Below are 24826 nucleotides of genomic sequence, written 5' to 3' on the forward strand. Positions count from 1 at the left end.
CCTCCCTCAGTCGGCGAAGCCGAAGCCACCGAGCCCGCGCAGATACTGCATCCGGATCGTGGCACGGGTGACGCCGGGGCCGACGTCGATCAGTGAGTCGACCAGCTTGGGCTTGGCGCGACCGATCTTGTGGTTGCTCGGGAAGCCCGCGCCGTCGCTCCAGAAGTTGAACTTGCGCTTGCCGTCGCGGTCGTGGCCGAGGAACAAGGCATAGCGCCCGGGTCGCGGCACGCGGATGCAGATCTCCCCCGCGAGGTGCTCGGGCGGCGCCACGTCGATCCGGCGGAAGGTCTTGCCCGCCTCCAGCAGCTTCTTGTCGCCCGCGAGGAAATCCTCCTCGGTGGCGGGGTAGAGTTCGAGCTTGAGCGTGCCCTTGCGGTCCTTGATCCCCGACACGCTGGCGAGGATCGCGGGGCCGGGGGCGCCGGGCGCGCAGGCGGCGGCGTCCTGGCCGAGCACCTGCGCCGCGGCCGGGGCCGCGGCGAGCGCCGCTCCCAGGGCTGCGGCGGCGAGCGTCACGCCCCGCCGGTATGTCGCCATCGCTGCGTCCTTTCCCACACGTACACGACCCCAAATAGGAGCGTCAGCAGCAGATGCATCACCAAGGTTGACGCGCCCGTGAACGCCATGAGATCCGACAGCGTGCGGTCATGCCCGATCATTAGGATCGCGAAGTTGGCGAAAAGCAGGTCTTTGTTGGGCACGAGCGGCAGGCGCGAGACGAGCTGGCGCCCCGCCACCAGGAACAGCCACATGCCGATCGAGACGCTCGGCATGGCGTAGGACCAGGCCAGCGCGACGGTGAGGCAGGTCAGCGTGATGCGCAGCCAGTCGATGCCGAAGATGAACCACAATTCGCCGCGCGACAGCGAGAAGACGCGGCTTGAGAAGGCGACCACCACCACCGGCACGGCGAGCGCGAGGCCGAGCGACCACAGCATCGTGCGCACCAGTCCGGGGTCGATCAGCTCGTAGCCGAGCGGCAGCGCCACCGCGCCGAGCAGGATCGCGGTGAGGTTGCCGACGATGCCCGAGACGATGCTGACGTCCTTCACCGCGCCGAACGGCGCCGCCACCATCTTCAGCCGCGCGCGCGCCCAGGCGTAGAAATAGGCGTCGCCCGAGTAGCCGATCAGGATGTCGTTCGCGATCCGCTTCTTGTTGAGCGCGAGAAAGGCGCCGGGCGGCACGCCCCACAGCCGGCGGAAGATGACGAAGTCGCACACCGGCAGCGCGAGATAGGAGAGCAGGAAATAGACGTAGAAGCCGGGTGTCTCGGGCACGGTGCGGCGCAGCCCGGCGAGGCCGTGGTCGAGCAGCTCGTGCAGCAGCCCGACCATCATCGCCACCGTCACCGCGGCGCCCAGCAGCGCGGGCCAGCGCCGCCGCAGCGTCTGCACCGGGCGGAGCGCGACCAGCGGGGCATCCGCGGGCGGGCCGGCGTCGGCGGTGCTGGCGGGGGCTCGCTCGGTCAGTGGCTCGTCGGCGCGCAATCTTCCGGTCCTGTCCCGCGCGCTGGCGGGGATCGACGGCATCTAGCAGCGCGCCGCGGGCCGCGCCAGCGAGCGCCGCGCCGCTCCTGTCCCGCGCGCGATCAGCCGCCCGCGGCGCGGCTCAGGCCGAGTCACCGGCCCCGTCACGGTCGTCGTCGAGCCGCTCGGAGCGGCGTTCCATCGCGGTCTTCACCATCGCGGTCATCGGGTCGGCCAGCGCCAGGCCGAGGATGCCGAACAACGCGCTCGCCAGGATCTGCGTGCCCAGCGTCAGCGCGGGCGGCAGATCGACGGTGCGCTTGGCCACCATCGGGATGACGACATAGCCGTCGAAGGTCTGCACCACGACGTAGACGATGATGGCCAACACGCCGACGTGCGCGCCCGCGGAGAAGCCCACCGCCACCATCAGCGCGCCCGAGATGAACGCGCCGATGTTGGGGATGAAGGCCAGCAGCCCGGTGAGGATGCCGAGGATGAGCGCCATCGGCACGCCGACGAGCCACAGCGCGATCGCGGTCAGCACGCCCTCGAACGCCATGCCGAGCAGCCGCCCCGCCAGCAACCGCCGCAGCGTCCGCCCCATGCGGTTGACGGTCAGCGCGAACTCGGGCCGGTCCGCCTCGGGCACCATCCACTGCAGCCCGCGGTCGTAGACGCGCGGGTCCATCGCCACGAACAGCCCGATCACCATGATCATGAAGAGCGTGGTGAGCGCGCCGACGGCGGTGCCGACCCAGCTCGTCACGCGCCCGACCGACGACAGCGCCTGCCGCGAGAGCCCGCTGAGGTCGGAGGCGCCGGGCATCAGCCCCTGCGCGCTGAGCCAGCCGGTGACGCGCATCGCCTGCGTCTCGACGGTGCTGCGCAGCTGGGTCACCTGCTCGCTGATCTGCACGCCGGCGAGGTAGAAGGTGCCGAGCAGGAAGGCGATCGTCACCAGGCAGACGATCAGCAGCCGCCAGCCGCGCCCGATCGGCAGCACGCGCCCGAGCAGCCGCACCCCGCCGTCGAGCAGCGCGGCGAAGACGAGTCCGGCGAAGATGATCAGCAGCGGCTGGACCAGCAGCACCACCAAAGCGATCGCGCAGGCCATGCCGAGCCACACCGCGGCGCGGCGGATCTCGTCGCGCGTCGCGGGGTCGCGCACCTCGTGCGGGCTCGCGCCCGGTGTCACCGTCACCCGCTCGCCGCGGCGTTCGAGCGGCGGCGCGGGGTCGCTCACCGGACCCGCTCGGGGTGGAGCGAGGTGCCCGCGCGGCCGGCGCGCAGCGCGTGCGGCCAGGTCAGCGGGTTCCACGTCGCCTCGCCGTCGACCGAGAAGGTGATGAACTCGGCGCGACCGCCCAGATTCTCATAGGGCACCGGGCCGCCCAGCCCGCGCTCGAACCCACCCAGCGCGAAGCGGCTGTCGGCCGAGCGGTCGCGGTTGTCGCCCATCAGGAAGACGCGGTTGGCGGGGATCCTGACCGGCCCGTAATTGTCGCCGGGGCTGTCGGGCTCGAGGTCGACCGTGTCGTAGCGGCGACCGTTGGGCAGCGTCTCGGTGACGATCGGCAGGCGGCACACGGTCGTGCCGTCGGCGCGGGCGACGCGCGCGCCGGGATATTGCGCCGGGTCGCAGGTGGCGTTGGCGTCGACCGGCAGCTCGCGATAGTGTTTCTCGCCGCGCTGCACCGCCACGCCGTTGAGGAAGACGACGCCGCCGCGCACCGCCAGCGTGTCGCCTGGCAGGCCGATCACGCGCTTGATATAGTCGCTGCTCTGCCCCGGCGGGGTGACGATGACGACGTCGCCGCGCTCGGGCAGCTTGCCCCAGACGCGCCCGTGCAGGAAGGGAAGCTGCACCGACCAGCCGTCGACCGGGCGGTGGAAGACGAGGTCCTCGACGATCGCGACCGGGTTGGGGATGGTCGGCGAGACGAACGACCAGCCATAAGCATATTTGGAGACGACCAGACGGTCCCCGACCATCAGCCCGGGCAGCATCGACTCGCTCGGGATGTAGAAGGGCTTGGCGATGAAGCTGTGGAAGCCGAGCACGGCGAGCACCAGCCCGACCAGCCCCTTCACCTCGCCCCACCAGTCGAAGCGCGCGCGCGGCGCCTCGGCGCGGCGCTCCAGCGGGGGCTCGCCGCTCAAGCTGATCTCATCGGCCATGGCGTCACGCCGCTCCCTTGCTCTCGACCGGCACCGCCTCGATGATCACGAAGGCCTGCGCCCAGGGGTGATCGTCGGTCAGCGTCAGATGGACGCGGGCGACGTGGCCCTCGGGTATCATCGCGTCAAGCCGTTCCTTGGCGCCACCGGTCAGCGCCAGCGTCGGCGCGCCCGAGCGCGCGTTGACCACGCCGATGTCCCTCATGAACACGCCCGCCTGGAAGCCGGTGCCGACCGCCTTGGAGAAGGCCTCCTTGGCGGCGAAGCGCTTGGCATAGGTGCCCGCGCGCGTGAGCGGGCGGCGCGCCGCCTTGGCGCGCTCGACGTCGGTGAACACGCGCGCCTCGAACCGCGCGCCGAAGCGGTCGAGCGAGGCCTGGATGCGCTCGATGTTGCACAGGTCCGAGCCGAGGCCGACGATCATGCGATCCTCCCCCTCACCGCGCACTCTGCATCGCGTCGCGCATGCGGCGGACGCTCGCGTCGAGGCCGACGAAGATCGCCTCGCCGACCAGGAAATGCCCGATGTTGAGCTCGCGCAGCTGCGGGATCGCCGCGATCGCCGCGACATTGTCGTAGGTCAGCCCGTGACCGGCATGGACCTCGATGCCGTTCTTGGTCGCCAACGCCGCCGCGTCCGCCAGTCGGCGCAGCTCGCCCGCGCGCGCCTCGCCCTCCAGCTCGGCGTAGCGACCGGTGTGGAGCTCCACCACCGGCGCGCCGAGCCGGAGCGCGGCCTCGATCTGGCGCGGGTCGGGCTCGATGAACAACGACACGCGCACCCCCGCGTCGCGCAGCGCCGCGACGATCGGCGCCAGCGCCGCGCGCTGCCCCGCGGCGTCCAGCCCGCCCTCGGTGGTGCGCTCCTCGCGCTTCTCGGGGACGATGCAGGCGGCGTGCGGGCGATGGCGCAGCGCGATCGCGAGCATCTCGGGCGTCGCCGCCATCTCGAGGTTGAGCGGGATCGACAGCCCCGCCGCGAGCCGCGCGATATCCTCGTCGGTGATATGGCGCCGGTCCTCGCGCAGGTGCGCGGTGATGCCGTCCGCGCCCGCCTCGGCCGCGAGCAGCGCGGCGCGGACCGGGTCGGGGAAGGCACCGCCGCGCGCGTTGCGCACCGTGGCGACATGGTCGATGTTGACCCCGAGGCGCAGCGGCGACGACGACGCGGGCGCCATCACGCGGCGGCCCGGCTGCCCGGCTTGATCGCCGGGATCGCCGCCAGCTCGGGCGGCAGCGAGTCGGCCTCATAGGTCGGCACGTCGAGCCGGATCAGCGGGAAGAAGGGGACGCCGATGTCGGCCTGGCCGTTCGAGCGGTCGACCAGCGCGGCGCCGGCGACGACTCGCCCGCCCGCCGCGGTGATCGCGGCGATCGCCTCGCGGCTGGAGAGCCCGGTGGTGACGACGTCCTCCATCATCAGCACCTCCTGCCCCGGCGCGAGTCGGAAGCCACGGCGCAGCTCGAACGTGCCGGTCGGCCGCTCGACGAACATCGCCTCGACGCCGAGCGCGCGCGCCATCTCGTGCCCCGCGATCACCCCGCCCATCGCGGGCGCGACCACCGCGCTGATCCGCTGCCGCAGCGCGTTCGGGAGGCGCGCGGCCAGCGCCTCGGCCAGCCGCGCGCCGCGGCGCGGATCCATCAGCACGCGCGCGCACTGGAGATAGCGCGGGCTGCGCAGCCCCGAGGAGAGGATGAAATGTCCCTCGAGCAGCGCGTCGGCGGCGCGGAACTCGGCCAGCACCTCGTCGTCGGTCATCGTCGCGTCACGCTCCTCCACGGCTCCCGCGCGGCATAGGAGGGCGCGCGGCCGGGCGCAACGCGCCGTACCCGCGAAAACCGCCGCGACGAGCAGCCCCTTGAGACAAGGGGTCGGTCTGCTATACGCCTAAGCAGGAGGGGCAGGTTTGCCCGGCCCGCTGACGCGTGCGCCAGAGAGGGGTTTAGAACACAATATGCTGACAACCGGGTTCAAGGCAGGTTTCGGGGCAGGTCGCCGGGGCGCGCTGACAGGATTGATGCTCGCGGCCGGGCTCGCGCTGGCGGGCGTCGCCGGCGGGGCTTCCGCGCAGGCCGCGGCGCCGAGCGCCGGCCCCGCGACGAGCGCCACCGCCGCCCCGAGCGGGCTGCGCCCCGCCGACGCCAACCAGGGCCAGGCCGGCGGCACCGTGCAGAAGGCCGACGCCGCGCCCGCCGCGCCCGCGCTGGCGATGGACGGCGCGCCCGCGATGGACGCGCGCACGGTCAGCACGATCCCCAAGATCGGCCAGCCGGTCGACGGCGTGATCCACATCCAGCCACAGGTCACCAAGAATGGCCTGCGCGCGCACTGGTTTCACGATCGCATCCTGTTCCCGCTGATCACGATCATCTCGCTGTTCGTGCTGGCGCTGCTGGTGTTCGTGGTGATTCGCTTTCGCGCCAGCCGCAATCCGACCCCGTCGAAGACCAGCCACAACACGGTCATCGAGGTGGTGTGGACGCTGGCACCGGTGCTGATCCTGGTCGCCATCGCGGTGCCCTCGATCGGGCTGCTCCAGGCGCAGTTCCGCCCCGCCCCGGCGGGCGCGGTGACGCTCAAGGCGATCGGCAACCAGTGGTTCTGGAGCTACCAATATCCCGACCACGGCGGGATCGAGATCACCGCCAACATGCTCAAGGAAGGCAGCCAGGTCGCCGCGGGCGAGCGCGCGCGCAGCGACGCCGACGGGCCGCGGCTGCTCGCCACCGATAACCGCGTCGTGCTGCCGGTCGGCGTGCCGATCCGGTTGATCACCACCGCCAACGACGTGATCCACAGCTGGGCGGTTCCCGCCTTCTGGATCAAGCTGGACGCGATCCCGGGCCGCCTCAACGAGACCAGCTTCACCATCGACAAGCCCGGCCTCTACTTCGGCCAGTGCTCGGAGCTGTGCGGCGCTCGTCACGCCTTCATGCCGATCGCGGTAGAGGCAGTGCCGCCGGCGCAGTTCGCCGCCTGGGTGCGCGCCAAGGGCGGCTCGATGCCGGCCGCGGGCAAACCCTCCGACAAGGTGATCCCGCAGCCCGGCGCCGACGGCTCGGCCGCGGTGATGGACGAGGCGGCGATGAGCAACGCGCTGACCGGTCCGACCGAGAACGGCACCGACACTCCCACCCCTTCCCCGCAGGGCGCGACCGGCAACCCCGGTGGCGTCGGCGAAGCCGGACGCTAAGACGATGACCGACACCGCGCTCCACCCGTCCGCCTTCCAGGCGCACGATCACGGCCACCATGACGCGCACGCCGACCACAAGCCCGGCTTCTTCGCGCGCTGGTTCATGTCCACCAACCACAAGGACATCGGCACGCTCTACCTGATCTTCGCGATCTGCGCGGGGATCATCGGCGGCGCGATCTCGGGGCTGATGCGCGCCGAGCTGATGCACCCGGGGATCCAGTATCTGCCCAAATGGGTGGCGATGCTCCACGGCGGCACCGAGCAGAGCTTCGACCAGGCGCTCCACCTGTGGAACGTGCTGGTCACCGCGCACGGCCTCATCATGGTGTTCTTCATGGTGATGCCGGCGATGATCGGCGGCTTCGGCAATTGGTTCGTGCCGATCATGATCGGCGCGCCCGACATGGCGTTCCCGCGGATGAACAACATCAGCTTCTGGCTGCTTGTCCCCGCCTTCACGCTGCTGCTGGCCTCGCCGTTCTTCGGCGGCGCGGGCACCGGCTGGACCGTCTACGCGCCGCTCTCCACCTATGGCGAGCCGGGGCCGTCGGTCGACATGGCGATCCTGTCGCTCCACCTCGCGGGCGTCAGCTCGATCCTCGGCGCGATCAACTTCATCACCACGATCTTCAACATGCGCGCGCCGGGCATGACGCTGCACAAGATGCCGCTGTTCGCCTGGTCGGTGCTGGTCACCGCCTTCCTGCTGCTGCTGGCGCTGCCGGTGCTCGCCGCGGCGATCACGATGCTGCTGACCGATCGCAACTTCGGCACCACCTTCTACGACCCCGCGGGCGGCGGCGACCCGGTGCTGTACCAGCATCTGTTCTGGTTCTTCGGCCACCCCGAAGTGTACATCATGATCCTGCCGGGCTTCGGCATCATCAGCCACATCGTCGCGACCTTCAGCCGCAAGCCCGTGTTCGGCTATCTCGGCATGGCCTATGCCATGGTCGCGATCGGCGTGGTCGGCTTCGTGGTGTGGGCGCACCACATGTTCACCACGGGCATGAGCGTCAACGTGAAGATGTACTTCACTGCGGCGACGATGGTGATCGCGGTGCCGACCGGCATCAAGATCTTCTCCTGGATCGCGACGATGTGGGGCGGCTCGCTGCGCTTCCCCACGCCGATGGTCTGGGCGATCGGCTTCATCTTCATGTTCACCGTCGGCGGCGTGACCGGCGTGGTGCTCGCCAACGGCGGCGTCGACGATTACATGCAGGACACCTATTACGTGGTGGCACACTTCCACTACGTGCTGAGCCTCGGCGCGGTGTTCTCGCTGTTCGCCGGCTTCTATTACTGGTTCCCGAAGATGACCGGGCGGATGTACTCGGAGCTGCTCGGCCAGCTGCACTTCTGGGTCTTCTTCGTCGGCGTGAACGTGATGTTCTTCCCGATGCACTTCCTCGGTCTGCAGGGCATGCCGCGGCGCTACCCGGACTATCCCGACGCCTTCGCGCATTGGAACCAGGTCGCGACGGTCGGCTACATGATCATGGCGTCGGGGATGGTGATCTTCTTCGTCAACGTCGTGTGGTCGATGCTGGCGGGTAAGAAGGCGCCCGACAATCCCTGGGGCGCGGGTGCGACCACGCTGGAGTGGACGCTGTCGAGCCCCCCGCCCTTCCACCAGTTCGAGACGCTGCCCAAGATCGACTGAACGGGCGCCCGCTCGTGAGACCATGGCCGGCGCCGCGTCCACCGATGCGGCGCCGGTTGGCGTTCGGGACGCTGAGGAGCGGGCGTGAGGACCTCCCTTCCCCCCTTCCTTCGCGGGGATGACGGTCAGGGGAGTGAGGGCGGGCAAGTCGCCCCCACCCCTAGCGATTCCGTAACCCCTCCCTCGCTACACCCGCCGCGATGGAACTCGCGCGCGCCTACAAGCAGCTGATCGACCAGATCATCGCGATCGCCGGGCCGGCGCCGCTGCTTCACGTCCACGCCGGACTCGCCATCTACCTCTTCGCCCGCCTCCTCCTGCGCGAGCGGCGCGGCTCGCTCGCGGCGCTCCATGTCGTGTTCGCGGCCGAGATGCTCAACGAGGCGCTCGACTGGCTCGCCGCCTCGCCGAGCTGGACGCTGCGCGACACGCTCGGCGACATCACGCTGACGATGCTCTGGCCCGTCGCCATCGCCGCGGTGGCGCACTACCGCCGCCGACGCTGGCGCCGCACGACCGCGCGCCGGGTCCGCTCCGCTGTACCAGCCGCCCCATATCCAAGCAGTTGAATGCTGCACTGCACCGCTTGCGGCTTGCCAGACCGCGAACGTAACGGGTAGCGCTCGGGGCGAGGGGCCGATCGCGTCCCATCGTCAACCAACGAGGAGCGACCACCTTGCGCATCACCATGATCGGCTCGGGCTATGTCGGGCTGGTATCGGGTACCTGCTTCGCCGATTTCGGCCACGACGTGGTCTGCGTCGACAAGGACCAGGGCAAGATCGAGCGGCTGCTCGCCGGCAAGATGCCGATCTACGAGCCCGGTCTCGAGGATCTCGTCGCGCGCAACGTCCAGGCCGGGCGCCTGCGCTTCACCACCGACCTCAAGGAGGGCGTGAAGGACGCCGACGCGGTCTTCATCGCGGTCGGCACGCCCTCGCGCCGCGGTGACGGCCACGCCGATTTGTCCTACGTCTACGCCGCCGCCAAGGAGATCGGCGAGGCGATCTCGGGCTATACCGTGATCGTCACCAAGTCGACCGTGCCCGTCGGAACCGGCGACGAGGTCGAGCGGATCATCGGCGCGGCCGCTCCCGACGCCGACTTCGGCGTGGTCTCCAACCCGGAATTTCTGCGCGAGGGCGCCGCGATCGACGACTTCAAGCGGCCCGATCGCATCGTCATCGGTTCGGAGGACGAGCGCGCTACCGACGTGATGCGCCAGGTGTACCGCCCGCTGTACCTCAACGCCGCGCCCATCCTCGTGACGCGCCGTCGCACCGCCGAGCTGATCAAATATGCCGGCAACGCCTTCCTCGCGACCAAGATCACGTTCATCAACGAGATCGCCGATCTGTGCGAGAAGGTCGGCGCCGACGTGAAGGACGTCAGCCGCGGCATCGGCCTGGACAATCGCATCGGGTCCAAGTTCCTCCACGCCGGTCCCGGCTACGGCGGCTCGTGCTTCCCCAAGGACACGCTGGCGCTGCTCAAGACCAGCCAGGACTATGACGCGCCGCAGCGCATCGTCGAGGCGGTGGTCGCCGTCAACGACAACCGCAAGCGCGCCATGGGTCGCAAGATCGTCCACGCGATGGGCGACGACGTGCGCGGCAAGACCGTCGCGGTGCTGGGCCTCACCTTCAAGCCCAACACCGACGACATGCGCGACTCGCCCGCGATCGCGGTGATCCAGACGCTGCAGGACGCCGGCGCGACGGTGAAGGCCTATGACCCGGAGGGCATGGAGCAGGCCGAGAAGCTGCTCGGCGACGTGATCTATTGCAAGGGCCCGTACGAGGCGATCGAGGGTGCCGACGCGCTCGCGATCGTGACCGAGTGGGACCAGTTCCGCGCGCTCGACTTCGATCGCGTCAAGTCGCTGCTCAAGGCGCCGGTGCTGATCGACCTGCGCAACATCTACACGCCCGACGAGCTCGCCGCGGCGGGCTTCCAGTATACCAGCATCGGTCGCTGAGCCCGAGCGGCGCCGCTTCTCCCCTGCTGCGGGAGGATCGGCGCCGCGCTCCGCGCTTGGCAGCGGCACGCGGGTCTGCTGTCTGGGCGGCATGACCCGCCTCCTTCCCCGTGCGCTCGCCGTCGCGCTGCTGCTCGCCGCCGCGCTGCCCCAGGCCGCCGCGGCGCGCACCGTGCTCTTCATCGGCAACAGCTTCACCTTCGGCGCCAACTCGCCGGTACAGCGCTACCGTCCCGATCGCGTCACCGATCTCAACGGCGAGGGCATCGGCGGCGTGCCCGCGCTGTTCAAGACCTTCGCCGACGAGGCCGGGCTCGACTGGCAGGTCAGCCTCGAGACCTCGCCGGGCAAGGAGCTCGCCTGGCACTTCGAGAACCGGCGCAGGCTGATCGATCGGCCGTGGGACGCGGTGGTGCTGCAGGGATACAGCACGCTGGACCCGGCGCGCCCCGGCGACCCGACGCGCCACGTCGCCGCCGCGCGCGACCTCGCCGCTCTGTTCCGCGCGCGCAACCCCGCGGTGATCGTCGATCTCGTCGCCACCTGGTCGCGCGCCGACCTCACCTATCGACCGGGCGCGCGCTGGTCGGGGCAGCCGATCGTCGCGATGGCGGACGAGCTCGCCGCCGCGACCGACCGCGCCGTCGCGGAGGGCGGCGGCCTCACTGCCGCGGTGGCGGTGGGCAGCGCGTGGAACCGCGCGATCCGCGACGGGCTCGCCGATCCCGACCCCTATGACGGGGTCGCCTTCGGCCAGATCAGCCTGTGGAGCTGGGACCAGTATCACGCCAGCGCCGAGGGCTATTATCTCGAGGCGCTGATGACCTTCGGTACGCTGACCGGCATCGACCCGCACCGGCTCGACGGGCGCGAGCGCGCCGCCGACGACCTCGGACTGAACCCGCGCGTCGCCACGCGGCTGCGCGCCATCGCCAGCGACGAGCTGCGCGCGCGCGGCCGCCTGGGGTGAGGGCGTCGCGGTGGCGGGTGGCGGGTGGCCTAAGTTAGATGGAACGGACCGGCAGCTCTACCGCTTGATCTTGCACGCTGACGCTGATCCAGAACCGTCATCCCCTTGCACGCGGGGATCCAGACGCGCGAACCTTCGAAGGAGCCGCGACGGCAGCGTGTATGGATCCCCGCCCGCGCGGGGATGACGAACAATGGGGTACGACGAACGCTCGCGGACGACGAACAATTGCGGGTGACGGTGTTGGGGGGCGACGAACAATCGCGGATGACGAACAATCGCGGACGACGTCGCGGCGACGGCCACCCTCATCGGGGACCTTCGCACGCGCCGAGACCCTACACCGCCGCCCCTAGACCGGCGCCTCGACCTCGAACCGCGCGCCCTCCGGCGGATAGGCCACCGCCACCGGCCCGCTGACATGCGGTGCGAGCACCCGCTCGATCATGCGCGAGCCGAAGCCGGTGCGCGTCGGCGGGGTCACCGCGGGGCCGCCCTGCTCCACCCAGGAGAAGCGGAAGCGGCGCGCGCCGTCGTCGCCCGACAGAGTCCAGCGGATCGTCACCCGCCCCTCGGGCACCGAGAGGGCGCCGTACTTGATCGCGTTGGTGGCGAGCTCGTGCAGCGCCATCGACAGCGCCAGCGTGATCTCGGGGCTGAGCCGGATCGCAGGTCCGGCCGCGTCGAAGCGGCGGCCCTCGCGATCGGCGAAGGGCGCGAGCACGCGCTCCACGATGTCGCCGATCGCGGCGCCTTCCACCTCGTCGCGCACCAGCAGCTCGTGCGCGGCGCCCAGGCTGGCGATCCGCCCCGCCACCGCACCGCGCGCCGCTGGCAGCGAGGGCGCGTCGCGCAGCGTCTGGCTCACCACCGCGCCGACCGTGGCGAGGATGTTCTTCACGCGGTGCGTCAGCTCGCGCGCGAGCACCGCGCGATGCTCCTCGGCGAACTTGCGGTCGGAGACATTGGTGGTGAAGCCCACCATCGCCAGCGGCGTGCCGTCGGCGCGATACTGCATCTCGGCGTGCACCGCGATCCAGCGCTGCTCGCCCGCCGGGGTGAGCACGCGATACTCGATGTCGTAGGCGGCGCCGCGCTCGAGCGTGGAGGTCAGCGCGGCCACCACGCGGTCGCGATCGATCGGGTGGACGGCGGCGATCAGCTCGTCGAGCGTGACATCCTCGTCCGGCCCGCGACCGAAATTGGCCTTGCAGCTCGCCGAGGAGGTGATCGCGCCGGTCGCCGGATCGAGCGAGAAGGTGCCGAGCCCGCCCGCGCGCAGCGCCAGTTCCAGCCGCTCCTCGCGCTCCGCCAGCGCGGCGTCGCGCTCGGCGACCTCGGCGGCGAGCTGCTCGCGGTCCCGCTGCAACCGCGCGAGCCGGTGGCGCTCGAGCGTGACGTCGAGCTGCGACGAGACGAAGTAGCGCAGCGACCCGCGCGCGTCGTGCACCGGCGCGACCGTCAGCCGGTTCCAGAAGGGCGCGCCGTCGCGGCGGTGGTTGAGCAGGTCGACCTCGATCCGCTCGCGCCGCGCGATCGCCTCGCGCAGGCGCGTCACCTCGGCAGGGTCGGTCAGCGGCCCCTGCATGAAGCGGCAGTTGCGCCCGACCAGCTCGGCCGCGGTGAAGCCGGTCAGCGCCTCGAACGCACGGTTGACGTAGAGCAACGGGTTGTCGGGCAGCGTCGGGTCGCTGATCGCCATCGGGGTGATCGACTCGTCGAACGCCGCGACCCAGGGATCGCCCTGCGCCAGGCGCGCGGCGAAAGCGGCCACCGCCGCGCGGACCGCGGCGTCTGGCTCGCGCGGGAGCAGCGGTGGGGAGGCGCGGGAGGGATCGTCCAAGATGCTGGCTAGCATAGATTAGTCCTTCCGCTACGGCAACTCGCCGCAGGCTGCCGCGCGGCAGCGCGATGCCGCCTAGGCGAGCGCCGGCGGCGCCACTAAGGTCCCCCGCGATACGGGACGAGAGGGAGGATCTATGCTGCGGAATCTATTGGCCTTCACGACGATTTCCGCGGCCTTGGCGGGGTGCGGCGGCACCACCGCCGCCGCCGGTAACCAGCAGCAGCCGAGCGCGGCGGCCTCGCCCACTGCCGCGGCCGCGCCGGTCAATTTCGGCAACGCCAAGCCCGCGGCGGCCAAGCCGTTCGACGCCGCGACCGTGGCGACCTTCGACCAGCCCTGGGCGCTCGCCTTCCTGCCCGACCAGCGCATGCTGGTGACCGAGAAGCCGGGGCAGGTCTGGCTCGTCACCGCCGACGGCAAGAAGACCAAATTGAGCGGCGTTCCCAAGGTCCACGATGACGGCCAAGGCGGCCTGCTCGACGTCGCGGTGTCGCCGCACTTCGCCAGCGATCACGCGGTGTACATCAGCTACAGCGAGCCCGGCGAGGGCGGTGACTCGCTCGCCCTGGCACGCGCGACGATCGACCCGGCCGCGGCGGCGCCCGCGCTGACCGGGCTCAAGGTCATCTGGCGCCAGCTGCCGCGCGGCCAGGGAGGCCAGTTCGGCGCCTATATCGCCTTCGCGCCCGACGGCCAGCACCTGTTCCTCGCCGCGGGCGACCGCCAGCGCATGACGCCGGCGCAGGACCCCGACCAGCCCGTCGGCAAGATCCTGCGGCTGACGCTCGACGGCAAGCCCGCCCCCGGCAACCCCGGCGAGGGCAAGACCGGCGCGACCAGCGTGTCGCTGATCGACCCGCCCGAGAACACCGTCGCCGCGGCCAAGGCGAAGGGGCGGCAGGTCACCGTGCCATCGCCCAACCTCACGCCGGCGGAGACGTGGAGCAGCGGCCACCGCAACCCCTATGGCCTCGCCTTCGACTCGCAGGGCCGATTGTGGTCGGTCGAGATGGGTCCCAAGGGCGGCGACGAGCTCAACCTGATCGAGCCGGGCAAGAATTACGGCTGGCCGCTGGTGTCCTACGGCTCGAACTACGACGACGTGCCGATCCCGAACCCGACGACGCGGCCCGACCTGGCCGAGCCCGCGCTCTACTGGAACCCGGTGATCGCGCCGGCGGGCCTGACCTTCTACGACGGCACCCTGTTTCCCGACTGGCGCGGCTCCGCCTTCGTCGGCGGGCTGGCGGCGACGGCGCTGGTGCGCATCGCCTTCGACGGCACCAAAGCGCGCGAGGCCGAGCGCTGGGACATGGGCAACCGCATCCGCGCGGTGGTGAGCGGGCCCGACGGCGCTCTGTGGCTGCTCGAGGACGGCGCCGACGCCAAGCTGCTCCGGCTCACCCCGAAGAAGGCGGGCTGAGGCGCCGCGCCCTCTCCCCGCGGGGAGAGGGCGTCAGCGCGCGCGCACGTAGCGGCCCGGCGCCGGCTCGATCGCCGCCAGCGCGCCCGCCCCCGGCACGCGCGCGCCGGTGGCGGGCACCTCGTCGGGCGCGTGCGCGCGCAGCCACGCCGCCCAGTCGGGCCACCAGCTGCCCTTCACCTCGCGCGCGCCCGCGACGAACGCGTCGAGCGACGCGGCGCCCGCCTCGTTGATCCAATGCTGGTACTTGCCCGCGGCGGGCGGGTTGACCACGCCGGCGATATGGCCCGAGCCGGCCAGCACGAAGCGCAGCGGTCCGCGGAAATGCTCGGTGAGCTTCCACACGCTCTCGGCCGGCGCGATATGGTCCTCGCGCCCGGCCTGGACGTAGCTCGGCGTGGTCACGCGGCCGAGCTCGATCGGCACGCCCGCCACGACCATCTCGCCCTTGGCCAGCCGGTTGTCGCGGTACAGGTCGGTGAGATAGGCGAGGTGCCATTTGGCCGGCAGGTTGGTGACGTCGCCGTTCCAGTGGAGCAGGTCGAACGGCACGTGATCCTTGCCGAGCAGGTAGTTCTGCGTGACGTAATTCCAGATCAGGTCGCGCCCGCGCAGCAGGTTGAAGGTCGCGGCGAGGTAGCGGCCGTCGAGGAAGCCCTGCGGGCTGAGCGACGCCATGACGGCCAGCTGCTCGTCGTCGACGAAATGGAGCAGGTCACCGGCGTGGCTGAAATCCACCTGCGCGGTGAGGAAGGTGGCGCTGGCGACCCGCGCCTCTTCCCCCCGGGCGGCGAGCAGCGCCAGCGTCGCTGCCAGCGTCGTCCCCGCGACGCAATAGCCGACGGTGTGGACCGCGGGCACGTCGAGCAGCGCGCGCACCGTGTCGATCGCGTCGAGCTGCGCGGCGACGTAATCGTCCCAGGTCACCTCCGCCATCGTGGCGTCGGCCGAGCGCCACGAGACGACGAAGACGGTGATCCCCTGCTCCACCGCCCAGCGGATGAAGCTCTTCTCGCGCGTCAGGTCGAGGATGTAGAAGCGGTTGATCCAGGGTGGGAAGATCACCAGCGGCGTGATCAGCACCCGCTCGGTCGCGGGGGCGTATTGGATCAACTCGTAGAAGGGCGTGCGCTTGACCACCTGGCCGGGCGTGGTGGCGAGGTCCTCGCCGAGCGTGAAGGCACCCTCCTTGCTGTGGGTCACCTGCCCGCGCTGCAGATCGTCGAGCAGGTGCTGCAGCCCGGCGAGCAGGTTCTCGCCGCGCGTCGCGATCGTGCGCTCGATCACCTCGGGGTTGGTCAGCGCGAAATTGGACGGGCTCATCGCGTCGACGAGGCCGCGCACCGCGAAGCGCCACTGCGCGCGGGTGCGCTCGTCGACGCCGTCGAGCTGGTCGACGCCGCGCAGCAGGTGGTCGGCGACCAGCGCGTAGCTCTGCCGGATCCAGTCGAACAGCGGATGGTCGCGCCACGCCGCGGCGGCGAAGCGGCGGTCCTTCTCGGGCTCCGCCGCGGCCTCCTTGCCCGGCGCGGCGAAGCGCTGCCACAGCGCGAGATACTCGCTCCAGAAGTCCTGCACCTGCGCCGCCGCCTTCTCGGGCGCGGCGAGCGGCACCCCCGCCTCCATCAGCATCTGCTGCGCGCGACCCGCCACCCAGGTCCAGTGCTGGAGCTCGGCGAGATCGGGGATCGGAGGCTTGGTCGTCGCGCTCACGGCTCGTCGCTCCTCGTTGGCGCGACCGGCATAGCGCAAGCTCCTTGCGCGGCGAAGCCGAGCCACAGGCTTTTTCTGTCGGGCGGGTGCCGCGCGGGGCGAATGGCGATATAGGTGAGCGGAAAGGAGTGCCCGCCCGTGTCCGACGAATTCTACCGCATGAAGCGACTGCCGCCCTATGTCATCGCCGAGGTCAACGCGATGCGGGCACAGGCGCGCGCGGGCGGGGAGGACATCATCGACCTGGGCATGGGCAATCCCGATCTGCCCCCGCCCGATCACGTTATCGCCAAGCTCGTCGAGGTCGCGCAGAAGCCGGGCGCGCACGGCTACTCGCAGTCGCGCGGCATCCCCGGGCTGCGCCGTGCCCAGGCGAACTACTATGGCCGCCGCTTCGGGGTGGAGGTCGACCCCGAGAGCGAGGTGGTGGTGACGATGGGGTCGAAGGAGGGGCTCGCCAGCCTCGCCACCGCGATCACCGCGCCGGGCGACGTGGTGCTGGCGCCCAACCCGAGCTACCCGATCCACACCTTTGGGTTCATCATCGCGGGCGCGACGATCCGCGCGGTCCCGACCACACCCGACGAACATTATTTCGAGAGCCTCGACCGCGCGCTGGCCTTCACCGTGCCGCGCCCGAGCGTGCTGGTGGTCAATTATCCCTCCAACCCGACCGCGGAGACGGTTGACCTCGCCTTCTACGAGCGGCTGGTCGCCTGGGCGCGCGAGAACCAGGTGTGGGTGATCTCCGACCTCGCCTATTCCGAGCTCTATTACGACGGCAAGCCGACCGTCTCGATCCTCCAGGTGCCCGGCGCGCGCGACGTCGCGGTGGAGTTCACCAGCCTCAGCAAGACCTATTCCATGGCGGGGTGGCGGATCGGCTTCGCGGTCGGCAACCGCAAGCTGATCGCGGCGATGACGCGGGTGAAGTCGTATCTCGACTATGGCGCGTTCACACCGGTGCAGGCCGCCGCCTGCGCCGCGCTGAACGGCCCGCAGGACATCGTCGAGAAGAACCGCCAGCTCTATCACAAGCGCCGCGACGTGCTGGTGGAGAGCTTCGCGCGCGCCGGCTGGGACGTGCCCGCGCCGCGCGCCTCGATGTTCGCCTGGGCACCGCTGCCGCCCGCGCTGGCGCATCTCGGCAGCCTGGAATTCTCCAAGCAGCTGCTGAGCCATGCCAAGGTCGCGGTGGCGCCGGGCGTCGGCTACGGCGAGAACGGCGAGGGCTTCGTGCGGATCGCGCTGGTCGAGAACGAGCAGCGGCTGCGCCAGGCGGCGCGCAACGTGAAGCGCTACCTGCAGAGCATGGGAGTCAACGTGCCGGGCAAGGCGGCGGGTTGAGCCGAGGGCGGGAGACCGCGGCCCGGCTCGCAGAGGCTCGGCTTCGGACCCCCACTTTCACCGATCCTCCTCTTGCAGGGGAGGATCGGCCATCGCCTCTCCCGGAGCGGCTGAGCCGTTTTGCCGCTCAGCTCCGCGCCACCGCCGGGGACAGCTTCAGCTCACCCAGCACGCGGTCGAGATGCGCCAGCGCCTCGGGGGTCGGCCCCGGGTACGGCCCCTCGGTCGGCTGGTCGCCGATATAGCCCATGTCGGCCTTGCCCTCGGGCAGGCTGTAATAGCCCGTGACGAAGAGGTAGCGCAGCTTGTCCATGAAGGCGACCGGCGCGACCATCCGCGGTGCGGGCGTTTCCACCATCAGCGCGTCCATCAGCGTCGTGCGCTGCGCCGGCGCGAGCGCGACGAACGAGCGGCCGCCGAGCGCGCGGCTCTGCGCGTCGAGCCAGGCGAGCCCGGGCAGGATCCGCTCGCGGTCGGCGCGCTGCACCGGGTAGGGCGCGCTGACCCACTCGTCGACGAAGGCGGCGACCCCCAGCTTGCCCGCGCCCGGCGCGTCCCCCTCGGGCGGCAGGATGAGGTCGCCCAGCAGGTCGAGCGTGGCGCGCTGCGCGCGGTCGAGCGTCAGCGGCCACGGCACGCTGGGCTCCATCAGCTTGGGATCACGGCCGTAGCCGGGCGCGGGCCGGGGCGCGGGCGGCGCGGGCCAGTCGACCACCGCGAACGGCGGCGCGACCGCGGCAGTACCGGCCTGCGCCAGCGCGGGCGGCTCGAACAAAGGCAGAGCGGCGGCGGCGGCGAGCCACTGCAGCGTGGTACGGCGCGATAGCGTCACGCGAGAGCTCCCGTCTTGATCCGTTGTGCCAGCCGCTCCGAGTTGCGCAGCGCGAGCGCGAGGATGGTCAGCGTCGGGTTCTTGTGCGCGCCCGAGGCGAACACCGCGCCGTCCATCAGCACGAGGTTGGGCACCTCCCACGCCTCGCCGTAGCTGTTCACCACCGAATGGCGCGGACTGTCCCCCATGCGCGCGGTGCCGAGCTCGTGAATGATCTCGCCGCCCGCGGTCATGATCTGCTCGACCGGCAGGTCGGGGCTGAGGATCGTCCCGCCGAGCCGCTCGAACACCGCGTGCGCGGAGCGGCGCCCGTGCGCGACCTGGTTGACCTCGTTCTGCGACCATTTGAACGCGAAGCGCAGCACCGGGATGCCGAACTTGTCCTTCACGCCCGGGTCGATCTCGCAGAACGTGTCCTTGTTGGGGATCATCTCGCCGCGCAGCGTCAGCCGCAGCGTCGCGCCCGAGGACTGGCGCACCGCCTGGCGCAACGCGCTGCCATAGGCGCGCGGCAGCGTCGCGGGCGGCGGGATGTCGAAGCGGCCGCCGATCTCGAAATGATAGCCGCGCGCGAAGTCGAGCTCGCCGCGCGCCTGCTCCTTATACTGCCAGAAGGGGATATAGATGTGCTGCCCGCCGATTCCGTCCTCATTGTAGCGCGGACGCCCGGCGAGCTTCGGGATATAGGCGCTGAACGAGGCGCCGGTGGAATCGGTGAGATTGCGCCCCAGCTCGCCCGAACCGTTGGCCAGACCGCGCCGGTCGGTGCCCGAGTTGAGCAGCAGCCGCGCCGTCTCGCCGGTGCCCGCCGCCAGCACCACCGCGCGCGCGCTCACCTGGTGGCGCTGCCCGGTCCTGCGGTCGACATATTCGACGCCCGTCGCGCGGCCGTTCGGCCCCATCAGCACGCGCGCCACCATCGCGTCGGTGACGACGCGCAGCCGCCCGGTCGCCTGCGCTTGCGGCAGCAGCGAGGTGGTCGTCTGGAACATCGCGCCGATGGTGCAGCCGCGCGTGCAGGGCGTGGCGTTGAAGCAGGCGCTGCGCGGCGCGACGTCGTCGGGCATGTCGCGCGTGAGCACCGCGGTGTGCGCGGCGCGCACCGGGATCCCGATACTCTCCGCCGCGGCCTTGATCATCATCTCGGTGACGCGCGGCTTGGGCGGCGGCAGCAGGCAGCCGTCGGGCGAGTCGGGGTGGTTCTCCAGCCCGAGCTTGCCGCCGTTGACCCCGATCATCCGCTCGACCCGGTCGTAATAGGGCGCGACGTCGTCGTAGCCGATCGGCCAGTCGACCCCGAGCTTGTCGCGGGTATAGGGCTTGAAGTCGTACGGGCCCCAGCGCGGCGAGTGGCGGCCCCAGTGGTTGGTGCGCCCGCCCAGCATGCGCGGACGATACCAGCGGAAGTCGCTGCCCGGGCGCGAGGTATAGGGCTCGCCCTCGACCTCCCAGCCGCCGCCCACGGTGGCGTCGAAATAGCCGAAGGGCTTGTCCGGCGTGCCCGCACCGCGCAGCGGCGCGTCGCTCTCGGGCGCGAACATGTTGACCTCGGCCTTGGGGTCATAGTCGCGCCCGGCCTCGAGGATCAGGCAGCGCAGCCCGGCCTTGGTGAGACTGTGCGCCGCCATCGCGCCGGCGGCGCCCGATCCGACGATGATCACGTCCGCCGGCGCGTCGGTCGCGCCCGTGCGCGCCACTGCGACGCCCGCCGCTCGGGCCTGTGTCGACATGATCTCTCCCACTCCACCCACGCTCGTCGCCCTTCCTAAAGGTCGAGACAGTCAGCGCAATCCCTTGATCGCCTGGGGTCGGCGAGGGAGGCGGAGGGGACGGCCGATCACTCCAGCCCGATGCGCCGCGCGCGCTCGGCGATGCGCGGCTCGATCGCCAGCGCCGCGGCGCGGTCGCGCGCGGCCTGCTCGGCCCGGCCCTTCCTGGCCGCGGCGAGCGCACGCGCGTAGAGCGACCAGGCCATGCGCGGCGCGAGCCGCAGCGCGCTGTCGTAATCGGCCAACGCGGCGTCGAGCTCGCCGCGCCGCAGCCGCACCAGCGCGCGGCTGTCGAGATAGGCGGCGCGATCGGGGGCGAGCTTGAGCGCGGCGTTGCAGTCGGCGAGCGCGCCGTCGAGATCGCGGTTGAGCTGCGCGCGCGCCCAGCAGCGGCCGTTGAGCGCGTTGGCGCGGCGCGCGTCCTCGGGATGCGCGCGCAGCCAGGCGTCGTAGCTGGTGAGCGCCGCGGCGGGGCGGTCGACCCGGTCCCACAGCCCGGCGAGCGTCAGCCGCATCGCGTTGGAGGGCGCCAGCGCGGCGTCGGCCGCCTCCAGGTCCGCGGTGGCGCCGGAGCGGTCGCCGCCGTTCAGCCGCAGCATCGCGCGCTGCAGCCGCGCCTCGGCGTCCTGCGGCGCGAGCTCGACCGCGCGGTCGAGGTCGGCGAGCGCGGGCAGCGTCTGCCGGTCGGCGAGCCGCGCCGTGGCGCGCTGGCGATAGTAGCGCGCCTCCCTGGGCGCGAGCGCCACGGCGCGGTCGAAGTCGGCGAGCGCCTCGGCCAGCCTGTGGTTGGAGGCGAGCACCGCGCCGCGCCGGCCGAACCCCTCCGCATCGGTGGGGGCGCCGGCGCGATCGGTCAGGTCGATCGCCTCGCCCGCGGCGGTGCGCGCGCCGCGCGGGGTGAGCCCGAACAGCGGGCCGCCCTCGTAGGTGACGTACATCGTCCGCGTCGCGTTGCTGACGAACAGGCGGTGCGTGAGGAAGAAGTCGGCGCCGATCAGCATGTCATTGCCGCCCAGCTCGACGTCGGCGATGACGATCTGCGGCCGGGCGATCGCCTCGCCGCCGATCTCGATCTTGCCGAACGGCGCGCGCCACGAGGCGACGCCGCGCCGCCCCACGCCGATGCCCTGCCCGACCGCCACCGCCCCGGGCGAGTCCGGGGTCACGCCGATCCGTCGCGCCGCGGCGAGCGTCAGCATCGACTGTTCCGCGCCCGAGTCGAACACCGCGCTGACCGATCTGCCGTCGATCGTCACGCGCGCGACCGTGTGCGGCTTGAACGGGCCGTCGCGCTCGGGCCGCTCCAGCTTGAGCACCGTCACCGGCTTGTCGCCGGCCCAATAGGCGAGATTGACCTTGCCGCAGCCGGTCGAATGCATCAGCCGCACCATGCCGTGTGGCAGGTCATATTCCACGTCGGCCAGCCCGAGGATGTTCTGCCCGAGCAGCCCGGTCGCGCCGGTGTCGCTGCCGCCGACGATGAACTCGACCCGCGGCAGCGTCACGCCGCCCAGCGAGAAGTCGCGCACCACCGCCACGCCCGCGCTGGCGGCGCCACCGACCCCCTGGATCGTGAACGACGGCGGCAGCGCCTCGACCTTGAGCCCGAGCTCGGCCGCGCTGGCGCGCGACAGGGTGCTGTAGAAGGCGCCGCTGTCGAGGATGAACGAGACGTCACGCGCGCCGACGCGGCCCTGCACCGTGGGGCGCCGCCCCGCCATCGTCACGGGCAGCTCCAGCATCTTGCTGACCTGGCAATCGGCCCGCGCCGTGCCGGGCGCCGTCGAGGCACCGACCGCCGCCGCCAGCGCCGCGAACACCGCCGCCCGCGCCCGTCCCGTTCGTCCTACGTGCATCGCCCCACCTCCGCCGCGAGCGTCGCGCCGCGCCCACCGCCACGCAAGCACTCGACGATCACGGCCGCCCGCCTTTTCACTCCGATCCGACGCGAAGCCTGATCGCGAACCTTCCTTGTTATACGAGGAGCATCTGGTTGGGGCCGCAGCGTGCTCCATCGCAGGCAGGAGCTCAGGGCCAGGAGCACCAACTCGCGAGGCACTGGGCTCCGGCGTCCGCCGGAGCACGATTCGACCTGGATGTATCGCTCTGGCCGCTGGAACAGTCGCACCGGCCATCATCGCCGCGCCGGGTCACGACGCGATCGTTCCGGCCCTGACGCATCCTTTTCGCCGCCCCCTCGTATCCCCCTCGCGGCCGGCATCGCGCCGCACCGGTGAAGGGAATGCGTGGGATGGCGGCGGGCGAGAGACTGATCGAGGCGCAGGCGCGCCGCCGCGACGGGCGCCGCGCCTTCTTCCGCGGCGCCGCGACCGCGGCAGTGCTGGGTGCGGGCGGGTTCATCCTGTCGCAGGAGGCGAGCGCGCAGACCGCGGCGAGCGACGCCGACATCCTCAACTTCGCGCTCAACCTCGAGTATCTCGAGGCGCAATTCTACAGCTACGCGGTCTCCGGCGTCGGGCTGGCGGCGGACCAGCTCGGCGGCACGCAGACGCAGGGGTCGGTGACCGGCGCGCGCCAAGCCGCGCTGAGCGATCCCGCGGTGATCCAATATGCGCGCGAGATCGCCGCCGACGAGGTCGCGCATGTCGCGTTGCTGCGCCGCGTGCTCGGCAGCGCCGCGGTGGCGCAGCCCGCGATCGACCTCTCGACCACGGTCTTCACCGCCGCCGCCAAGGCTGCCGACATCGACCTCGACGCCAGCGGCGGCATCTTCGACCCCTATGCCAGCGACGACAATTTCCTGCTCGCCGCCTATCTGTTCGAGGACGTCGGCGTCACCGCCTACAAGGGGGCAGCGCCGCTGCTGAGCGACGTCGCGATCGTCGACGCCGCGGCGGGGCTGCTCGCCGCCGAGGCGTTCCACGCCGGGCTGATCCGCAGCGCGCTCTACCGCCGCGGCGTCGACGTCGATGGCCTGCGCGAGAAGGCCGACAAGATCTCGGACGCGCGCGACGATCTGGACGGCAACGATTCCTCCGATGGGCCGCCGCGCCGCGAGGGCGACGACGACCAGGGCATCTCCCCGGTCACATCGATCTACGGCCGTGCTGCCAACGTCGTTCCCACCGACGGGCGCGGGCTGGTGTTCGGCCGCACGGTCGAGCAGGTCCACAACATCGCCTATCTCACCAAGCAGCAGGTCAGCGCGGGCGGCTTCTTCCCGGCGGGGACCAACAATGCCAATGCGGCGCTGCGTCGCTCCGGCGCGAACTGAGGAGCGGCGCGATGAGTGACCCTATCGAATTCCTCGACCTGATGGAGCGCGCCGAGCAGCAGCGCCGGGCGCGGCGCGGCTTCATCCGGCTATGCGGCGGCGCCGCGGCGATGACGGGCGGCCTGGCCTTGTTGTCGGGCTGCGGCAACGACGATGGCGGCCCCTCGCCGACGCCCTCGCCCACGCCGACGCCGAGCGGCGCGGTCACCGACGTCGCGGTGCTCAACTTCGCGCTTCAGCTCGAGTATCTCGAGGGCGCCTATTACGCCTATGCCGTCTCCGGCAGCGGCGTCGACGGCGCGCTGCTGGGCGGCATGGGCACGCAGGGCACGGTGGTGACCGGCAGCGGCGCGGGCGCGGCGCGCGCGGTCGACTTCAGCGACGACGTCGTCGCCGAATATGCGCGCGAGATCGCCGCCGACGAGATCGGCCATATCCGCTTCCTGCGCGAGACGCTGGGCAGCGCGCGCGTGGCGCAGCCGGCGATCAACATCTCGGGCAGCGCGAGCGTCGACGTCGCCGGCACCACCGCCGTCGGCGCCTTCACCGCGGCGGCGCGCGCCGCGGGGGTGATCGGCGCGGGCGACATCTTCGACCCCTATGCCAGCGACGAGAATTTCCTGATCGGCGCCTACCTGCTCACCGACGTCGGCGTCAGCGCCTATCGCGGTGCCGCGAAGCTGCTCAGCAACAAGACGTATCTGGAGGCGAGCGCGGGCCTCCTCGCGGCCGAATGCTACCATGACGCGACGATCCGCGCCGAGCTGTGGCGCCGCGGGCTGACCGTGCCGAGCGTCTACACGCGGGTGAGCCAGATCTCGGCGCTGCGCGATTCGCTCGACGGCGCCGGCGACACCGACCAGGACATCGGCACCGCCTCTACCGCCAACCTCGTCCCGACCGACAGCGACGGCCTGGTGCTGGGGCGCAGCGCGGCGCAGGTGCTCAACGTCGTCTTCCAGAACGGCGCGGCGGTGACGGGCGGCGGCTTCTTCCCCGCCGGGCTCAATGGCACGATCCTGACGAGCGGCACGGCGAGCTGAGCGCGGCGACGGCGCGCCCGTCTTCCGCCGTGTTCCGCGCCGTGCTCCGGCAAAAGCCGGAGCCCGGAGCCGCAAGCGTCGCACTGTCGGTCCTGGGCTCCTGCGTGCGCAGGCGCACGCCCTACGTTCGAAGGCGGCGGTTCAAACC

Annotated in this window: 21 protein-coding genes; 9 read left to right on the top strand and 12 right to left on the bottom strand. The window is 71.4% G+C overall.

Annotated elements, in window-relative coordinates; genetic code table 11:
* Window positions 1–6: 6 nt before the first annotated feature.
* From K7957_RS08280 to pyrE, 7 genes are all read right to left on the bottom strand, one after another.
* Window positions 7–540 carry a DUF2141 domain-containing protein gene (locus K7957_RS08280; RefSeq protein ID WP_223011498.1) on the bottom strand — a complete coding sequence of 178 codons (534 nt, stop codon included), beginning with the start codon at window positions 538–540 and terminating at the stop codon, window positions 7–9.
* Window positions 516–1493 (bottom strand): hypothetical protein, encoded by a 978-nt coding sequence (locus tag K7957_RS08285; RefSeq protein WP_246616842.1) that lies wholly within the window; start codon window positions 1491–1493, stop codon window positions 516–518. The genes K7957_RS08280 and K7957_RS08285 overlap by 25 nt, the downstream gene beginning before the upstream one ends.
* A 121-nt stretch (window positions 1494–1614) precedes the next feature.
* Complete coding sequence (locus tag K7957_RS08290; protein WP_425517182.1) at window positions 1615–2718, bottom strand: AI-2E family transporter; 1104 nt, start codon at window positions 2716–2718, stop codon at window positions 1615–1617.
* Complete coding sequence (gene lepB / locus K7957_RS08295) at window positions 2715–3653, bottom strand: signal peptidase I (RefSeq protein ID WP_223011499.1); 939 nt, start codon at window positions 3651–3653, stop codon at window positions 2715–2717. The genes K7957_RS08290 and lepB overlap by 4 nt, the downstream gene beginning before the upstream one ends.
* Window positions 3654–3657: 4 nt before the next feature.
* A complete protein-coding gene (gene acpS / locus K7957_RS08300; RefSeq protein ID WP_223011500.1) occupies window positions 3658–4077 on the bottom strand; it encodes a holo-ACP synthase in 420 nt (139 codons plus the stop codon).
* 13 nt (window positions 4078–4090) lie between these two features.
* On the bottom strand, window positions 4091–4831 hold the full coding sequence (locus tag K7957_RS08305; RefSeq protein ID WP_223011501.1) for a pyridoxine 5'-phosphate synthase: 741 nt from the start codon (window positions 4829–4831) through the stop codon (window positions 4091–4093).
* The gene (gene pyrE, locus K7957_RS08310; protein ID WP_223011502.1) at window positions 4831–5415 is read right to left on the bottom strand and encodes an orotate phosphoribosyltransferase; all 585 of its coding nucleotides are present in this window, start codon (window positions 5413–5415) and stop codon (window positions 4831–4833) included. The genes K7957_RS08305 and pyrE overlap by 1 nt, the downstream gene beginning before the upstream one ends.
* A gap of 196 nt (window positions 5416–5611) precedes the next feature.
* On the opposite strand from pyrE, the gene coxB reads away from it, so the two are divergent.
* From coxB to K7957_RS08335, 5 genes are all read left to right on the top strand, one after another.
* Complete coding sequence (gene coxB, locus K7957_RS08315) at window positions 5612–6850, top strand: cytochrome c oxidase subunit II (protein WP_246616843.1); 1239 nt, start codon at window positions 5612–5614, stop codon at window positions 6848–6850.
* 4 nt (window positions 6851–6854) lie between these two features.
* Window positions 6855–8522: a cytochrome c oxidase subunit I gene (gene ctaD / locus K7957_RS08320; protein WP_223011503.1), complete on the top strand. Its 1668-nt coding sequence runs from the start codon at window positions 6855–6857 to the stop codon at window positions 8520–8522.
* Between the two features lie 200 nt (window positions 8523–8722).
* A complete protein-coding gene (locus tag K7957_RS08325; RefSeq protein WP_223011504.1) occupies window positions 8723–9091 on the top strand; it encodes a hypothetical protein in 369 nt (122 codons plus the stop codon).
* 107 nt (window positions 9092–9198) lie between these two features.
* Window positions 9199–10500: a UDP-glucose dehydrogenase family protein gene (locus K7957_RS08330; protein ID WP_223011505.1), complete on the top strand. Its 1302-nt coding sequence runs from the start codon at window positions 9199–9201 to the stop codon at window positions 10498–10500.
* 91 nt (window positions 10501–10591) lie between these two features.
* The gene (locus K7957_RS08335) at window positions 10592–11470 is read left to right on the top strand and encodes a M14 family metallopeptidase (RefSeq protein ID WP_223011506.1); all 879 of its coding nucleotides are present in this window, start codon (window positions 10592–10594) and stop codon (window positions 11468–11470) included.
* Between the two features lie 352 nt (window positions 11471–11822).
* Here the strand turns inward: K7957_RS08335 and K7957_RS08340 are convergent, their stop codons facing one another.
* Window positions 11823–13328: an HWE histidine kinase domain-containing protein gene (locus K7957_RS08340; protein WP_223011507.1), complete on the bottom strand. Its 1506-nt coding sequence runs from the start codon at window positions 13326–13328 to the stop codon at window positions 11823–11825.
* Window positions 13329–13449: 121 nt separating this feature from the next.
* On the opposite strand from K7957_RS08340, the gene K7957_RS08345 reads away from it, so the two are divergent.
* Window positions 13450–14739, top strand: coding sequence for a PQQ-dependent sugar dehydrogenase (locus K7957_RS08345; RefSeq protein ID WP_223011508.1), 1290 nt, complete (start codon window positions 13450–13452; stop codon window positions 14737–14739).
* Between the two features lie 33 nt (window positions 14740–14772).
* Here K7957_RS08345 and K7957_RS08350 read toward each other — a convergent pair whose 3' ends face one another.
* Complete coding sequence (locus K7957_RS08350) at window positions 14773–16452, bottom strand: PHA/PHB synthase family protein (RefSeq protein ID WP_343228349.1); 1680 nt, start codon at window positions 16450–16452, stop codon at window positions 14773–14775.
* Between the two features lie 138 nt (window positions 16453–16590).
* Between K7957_RS08350 and K7957_RS08355 the strand changes: the two genes are divergently transcribed.
* The gene (locus tag K7957_RS08355; protein ID WP_223011509.1) at window positions 16591–17799 is read left to right on the top strand and encodes an LL-diaminopimelate aminotransferase; all 1209 of its coding nucleotides are present in this window, start codon (window positions 16591–16593) and stop codon (window positions 17797–17799) included.
* Between the two features lie 127 nt (window positions 17800–17926).
* Here the strand turns inward: K7957_RS08355 and K7957_RS08360 are convergent, their stop codons facing one another.
* The 3 genes from K7957_RS08360 to K7957_RS08370 all read right to left on the bottom strand — a co-directional run bounded on the left by K7957_RS08360 (window position 17927) and on the right by K7957_RS08370 (window position 22256).
* Window positions 17927–18631: a gluconate 2-dehydrogenase subunit 3 family protein gene (locus K7957_RS08360; RefSeq protein WP_223011510.1), complete on the bottom strand. Its 705-nt coding sequence runs from the start codon at window positions 18629–18631 to the stop codon at window positions 17927–17929.
* Window positions 18628–20361 carry a GMC oxidoreductase gene (locus K7957_RS08365; protein ID WP_223011511.1) on the bottom strand — a complete coding sequence of 578 codons (1734 nt, stop codon included), beginning with the start codon at window positions 20359–20361 and terminating at the stop codon, window positions 18628–18630. The genes K7957_RS08360 and K7957_RS08365 overlap by 4 nt, the downstream gene beginning before the upstream one ends.
* Before the next feature lie 107 nt (window positions 20362–20468).
* Entirely contained in the window at window positions 20469–22256 is a 1788-nt protein-coding gene (locus K7957_RS08370) for an aspartyl protease family protein (RefSeq protein ID WP_223011512.1), read from the bottom strand.
* Between the two features lie 386 nt (window positions 22257–22642).
* On the opposite strand from K7957_RS08370, the gene K7957_RS08375 reads away from it, so the two are divergent.
* Both K7957_RS08375 and K7957_RS08380 read left to right on the top strand, forming a co-directional pair.
* Window positions 22643–23635 carry a ferritin-like domain-containing protein gene (locus tag K7957_RS08375; RefSeq protein WP_246616911.1) on the top strand — a complete coding sequence of 331 codons (993 nt, stop codon included), beginning with the start codon at window positions 22643–22645 and terminating at the stop codon, window positions 23633–23635.
* A gap of 11 nt (window positions 23636–23646) precedes the next feature.
* Window positions 23647–24678 carry a ferritin-like domain-containing protein gene (locus K7957_RS08380; protein ID WP_223011513.1) on the top strand — a complete coding sequence of 344 codons (1032 nt, stop codon included), beginning with the start codon at window positions 23647–23649 and terminating at the stop codon, window positions 24676–24678.
* Window positions 24679–24826 lie beyond the last annotated feature (148 nt).

Source organism: Sphingomonas yunnanensis (genome assembly GCF_019898765.1).
GTDB classification, from domain to species: domain Bacteria; phylum Pseudomonadota; class Alphaproteobacteria; order Sphingomonadales; family Sphingomonadaceae; genus Sphingomonas; species Sphingomonas yunnanensis.

Excerpts from the sequence above, each read along its gene's own strand:
- K7957_RS08280 (WP_223011498.1), bottom strand. The coding sequence starts at position 540 with ATGGCGACATACCGGCGGGGCGTGACGCTCGCCGCCGCAGCCCTGGGA.
- lepB (WP_223011499.1), bottom strand. The coding sequence starts at position 3,653 with ATGGCCGATGAGATCAGCTTGAGCGGCGAGCCCCCGCTGGAGCGCCGC.
- acpS (WP_223011500.1), bottom strand. The coding sequence starts at position 4,077 with ATGATCGTCGGCCTCGGCTCGGACCTGTGCAACATCGAGCGCATCCAG.
- K7957_RS08305 (WP_223011501.1), bottom strand. The coding sequence starts at position 4,831 with ATGGCGCCCGCGTCGTCGTCGCCGCTGCGCCTCGGGGTCAACATCGAC.
- pyrE (WP_223011502.1), bottom strand. The coding sequence starts at position 5,415 with ATGACCGACGACGAGGTGCTGGCCGAGTTCCGCGCCGCCGACGCGCTG.
- coxB (WP_246616843.1), top strand. The coding sequence starts at position 5,612 with ATGCTGACAACCGGGTTCAAGGCAGGTTTCGGGGCAGGTCGCCGGGGC.
- ctaD (WP_223011503.1), top strand. The coding sequence starts at position 6,855 with ATGACCGACACCGCGCTCCACCCGTCCGCCTTCCAGGCGCACGATCAC.
- K7957_RS08325 (WP_223011504.1), top strand. The coding sequence starts at position 8,723 with ATGGAACTCGCGCGCGCCTACAAGCAGCTGATCGACCAGATCATCGCG.
- K7957_RS08335 (WP_223011506.1), top strand. The coding sequence starts at position 10,592 with ATGACCCGCCTCCTTCCCCGTGCGCTCGCCGTCGCGCTGCTGCTCGCC.
- K7957_RS08340 (WP_223011507.1), bottom strand. The coding sequence starts at position 13,328 with ATGCTAGCCAGCATCTTGGACGATCCCTCCCGCGCCTCCCCACCGCTG.
- K7957_RS08345 (WP_223011508.1), top strand. The coding sequence starts at position 13,450 with ATGCTGCGGAATCTATTGGCCTTCACGACGATTTCCGCGGCCTTGGCG.
- K7957_RS08365 (WP_223011511.1), bottom strand. The coding sequence starts at position 20,361 with ATGTCGACACAGGCCCGAGCGGCGGGCGTCGCAGTGGCGCGCACGGGC.
- K7957_RS08370 (WP_223011512.1), bottom strand. The coding sequence starts at position 22,256 with ATGCACGTAGGACGAACGGGACGGGCGCGGGCGGCGGTGTTCGCGGCG.
- K7957_RS08375 (WP_246616911.1), top strand. The coding sequence starts at position 22,643 with ATGCGTGGGATGGCGGCGGGCGAGAGACTGATCGAGGCGCAGGCGCGC.
- K7957_RS08380 (WP_223011513.1), top strand. The coding sequence starts at position 23,647 with ATGAGTGACCCTATCGAATTCCTCGACCTGATGGAGCGCGCCGAGCAG.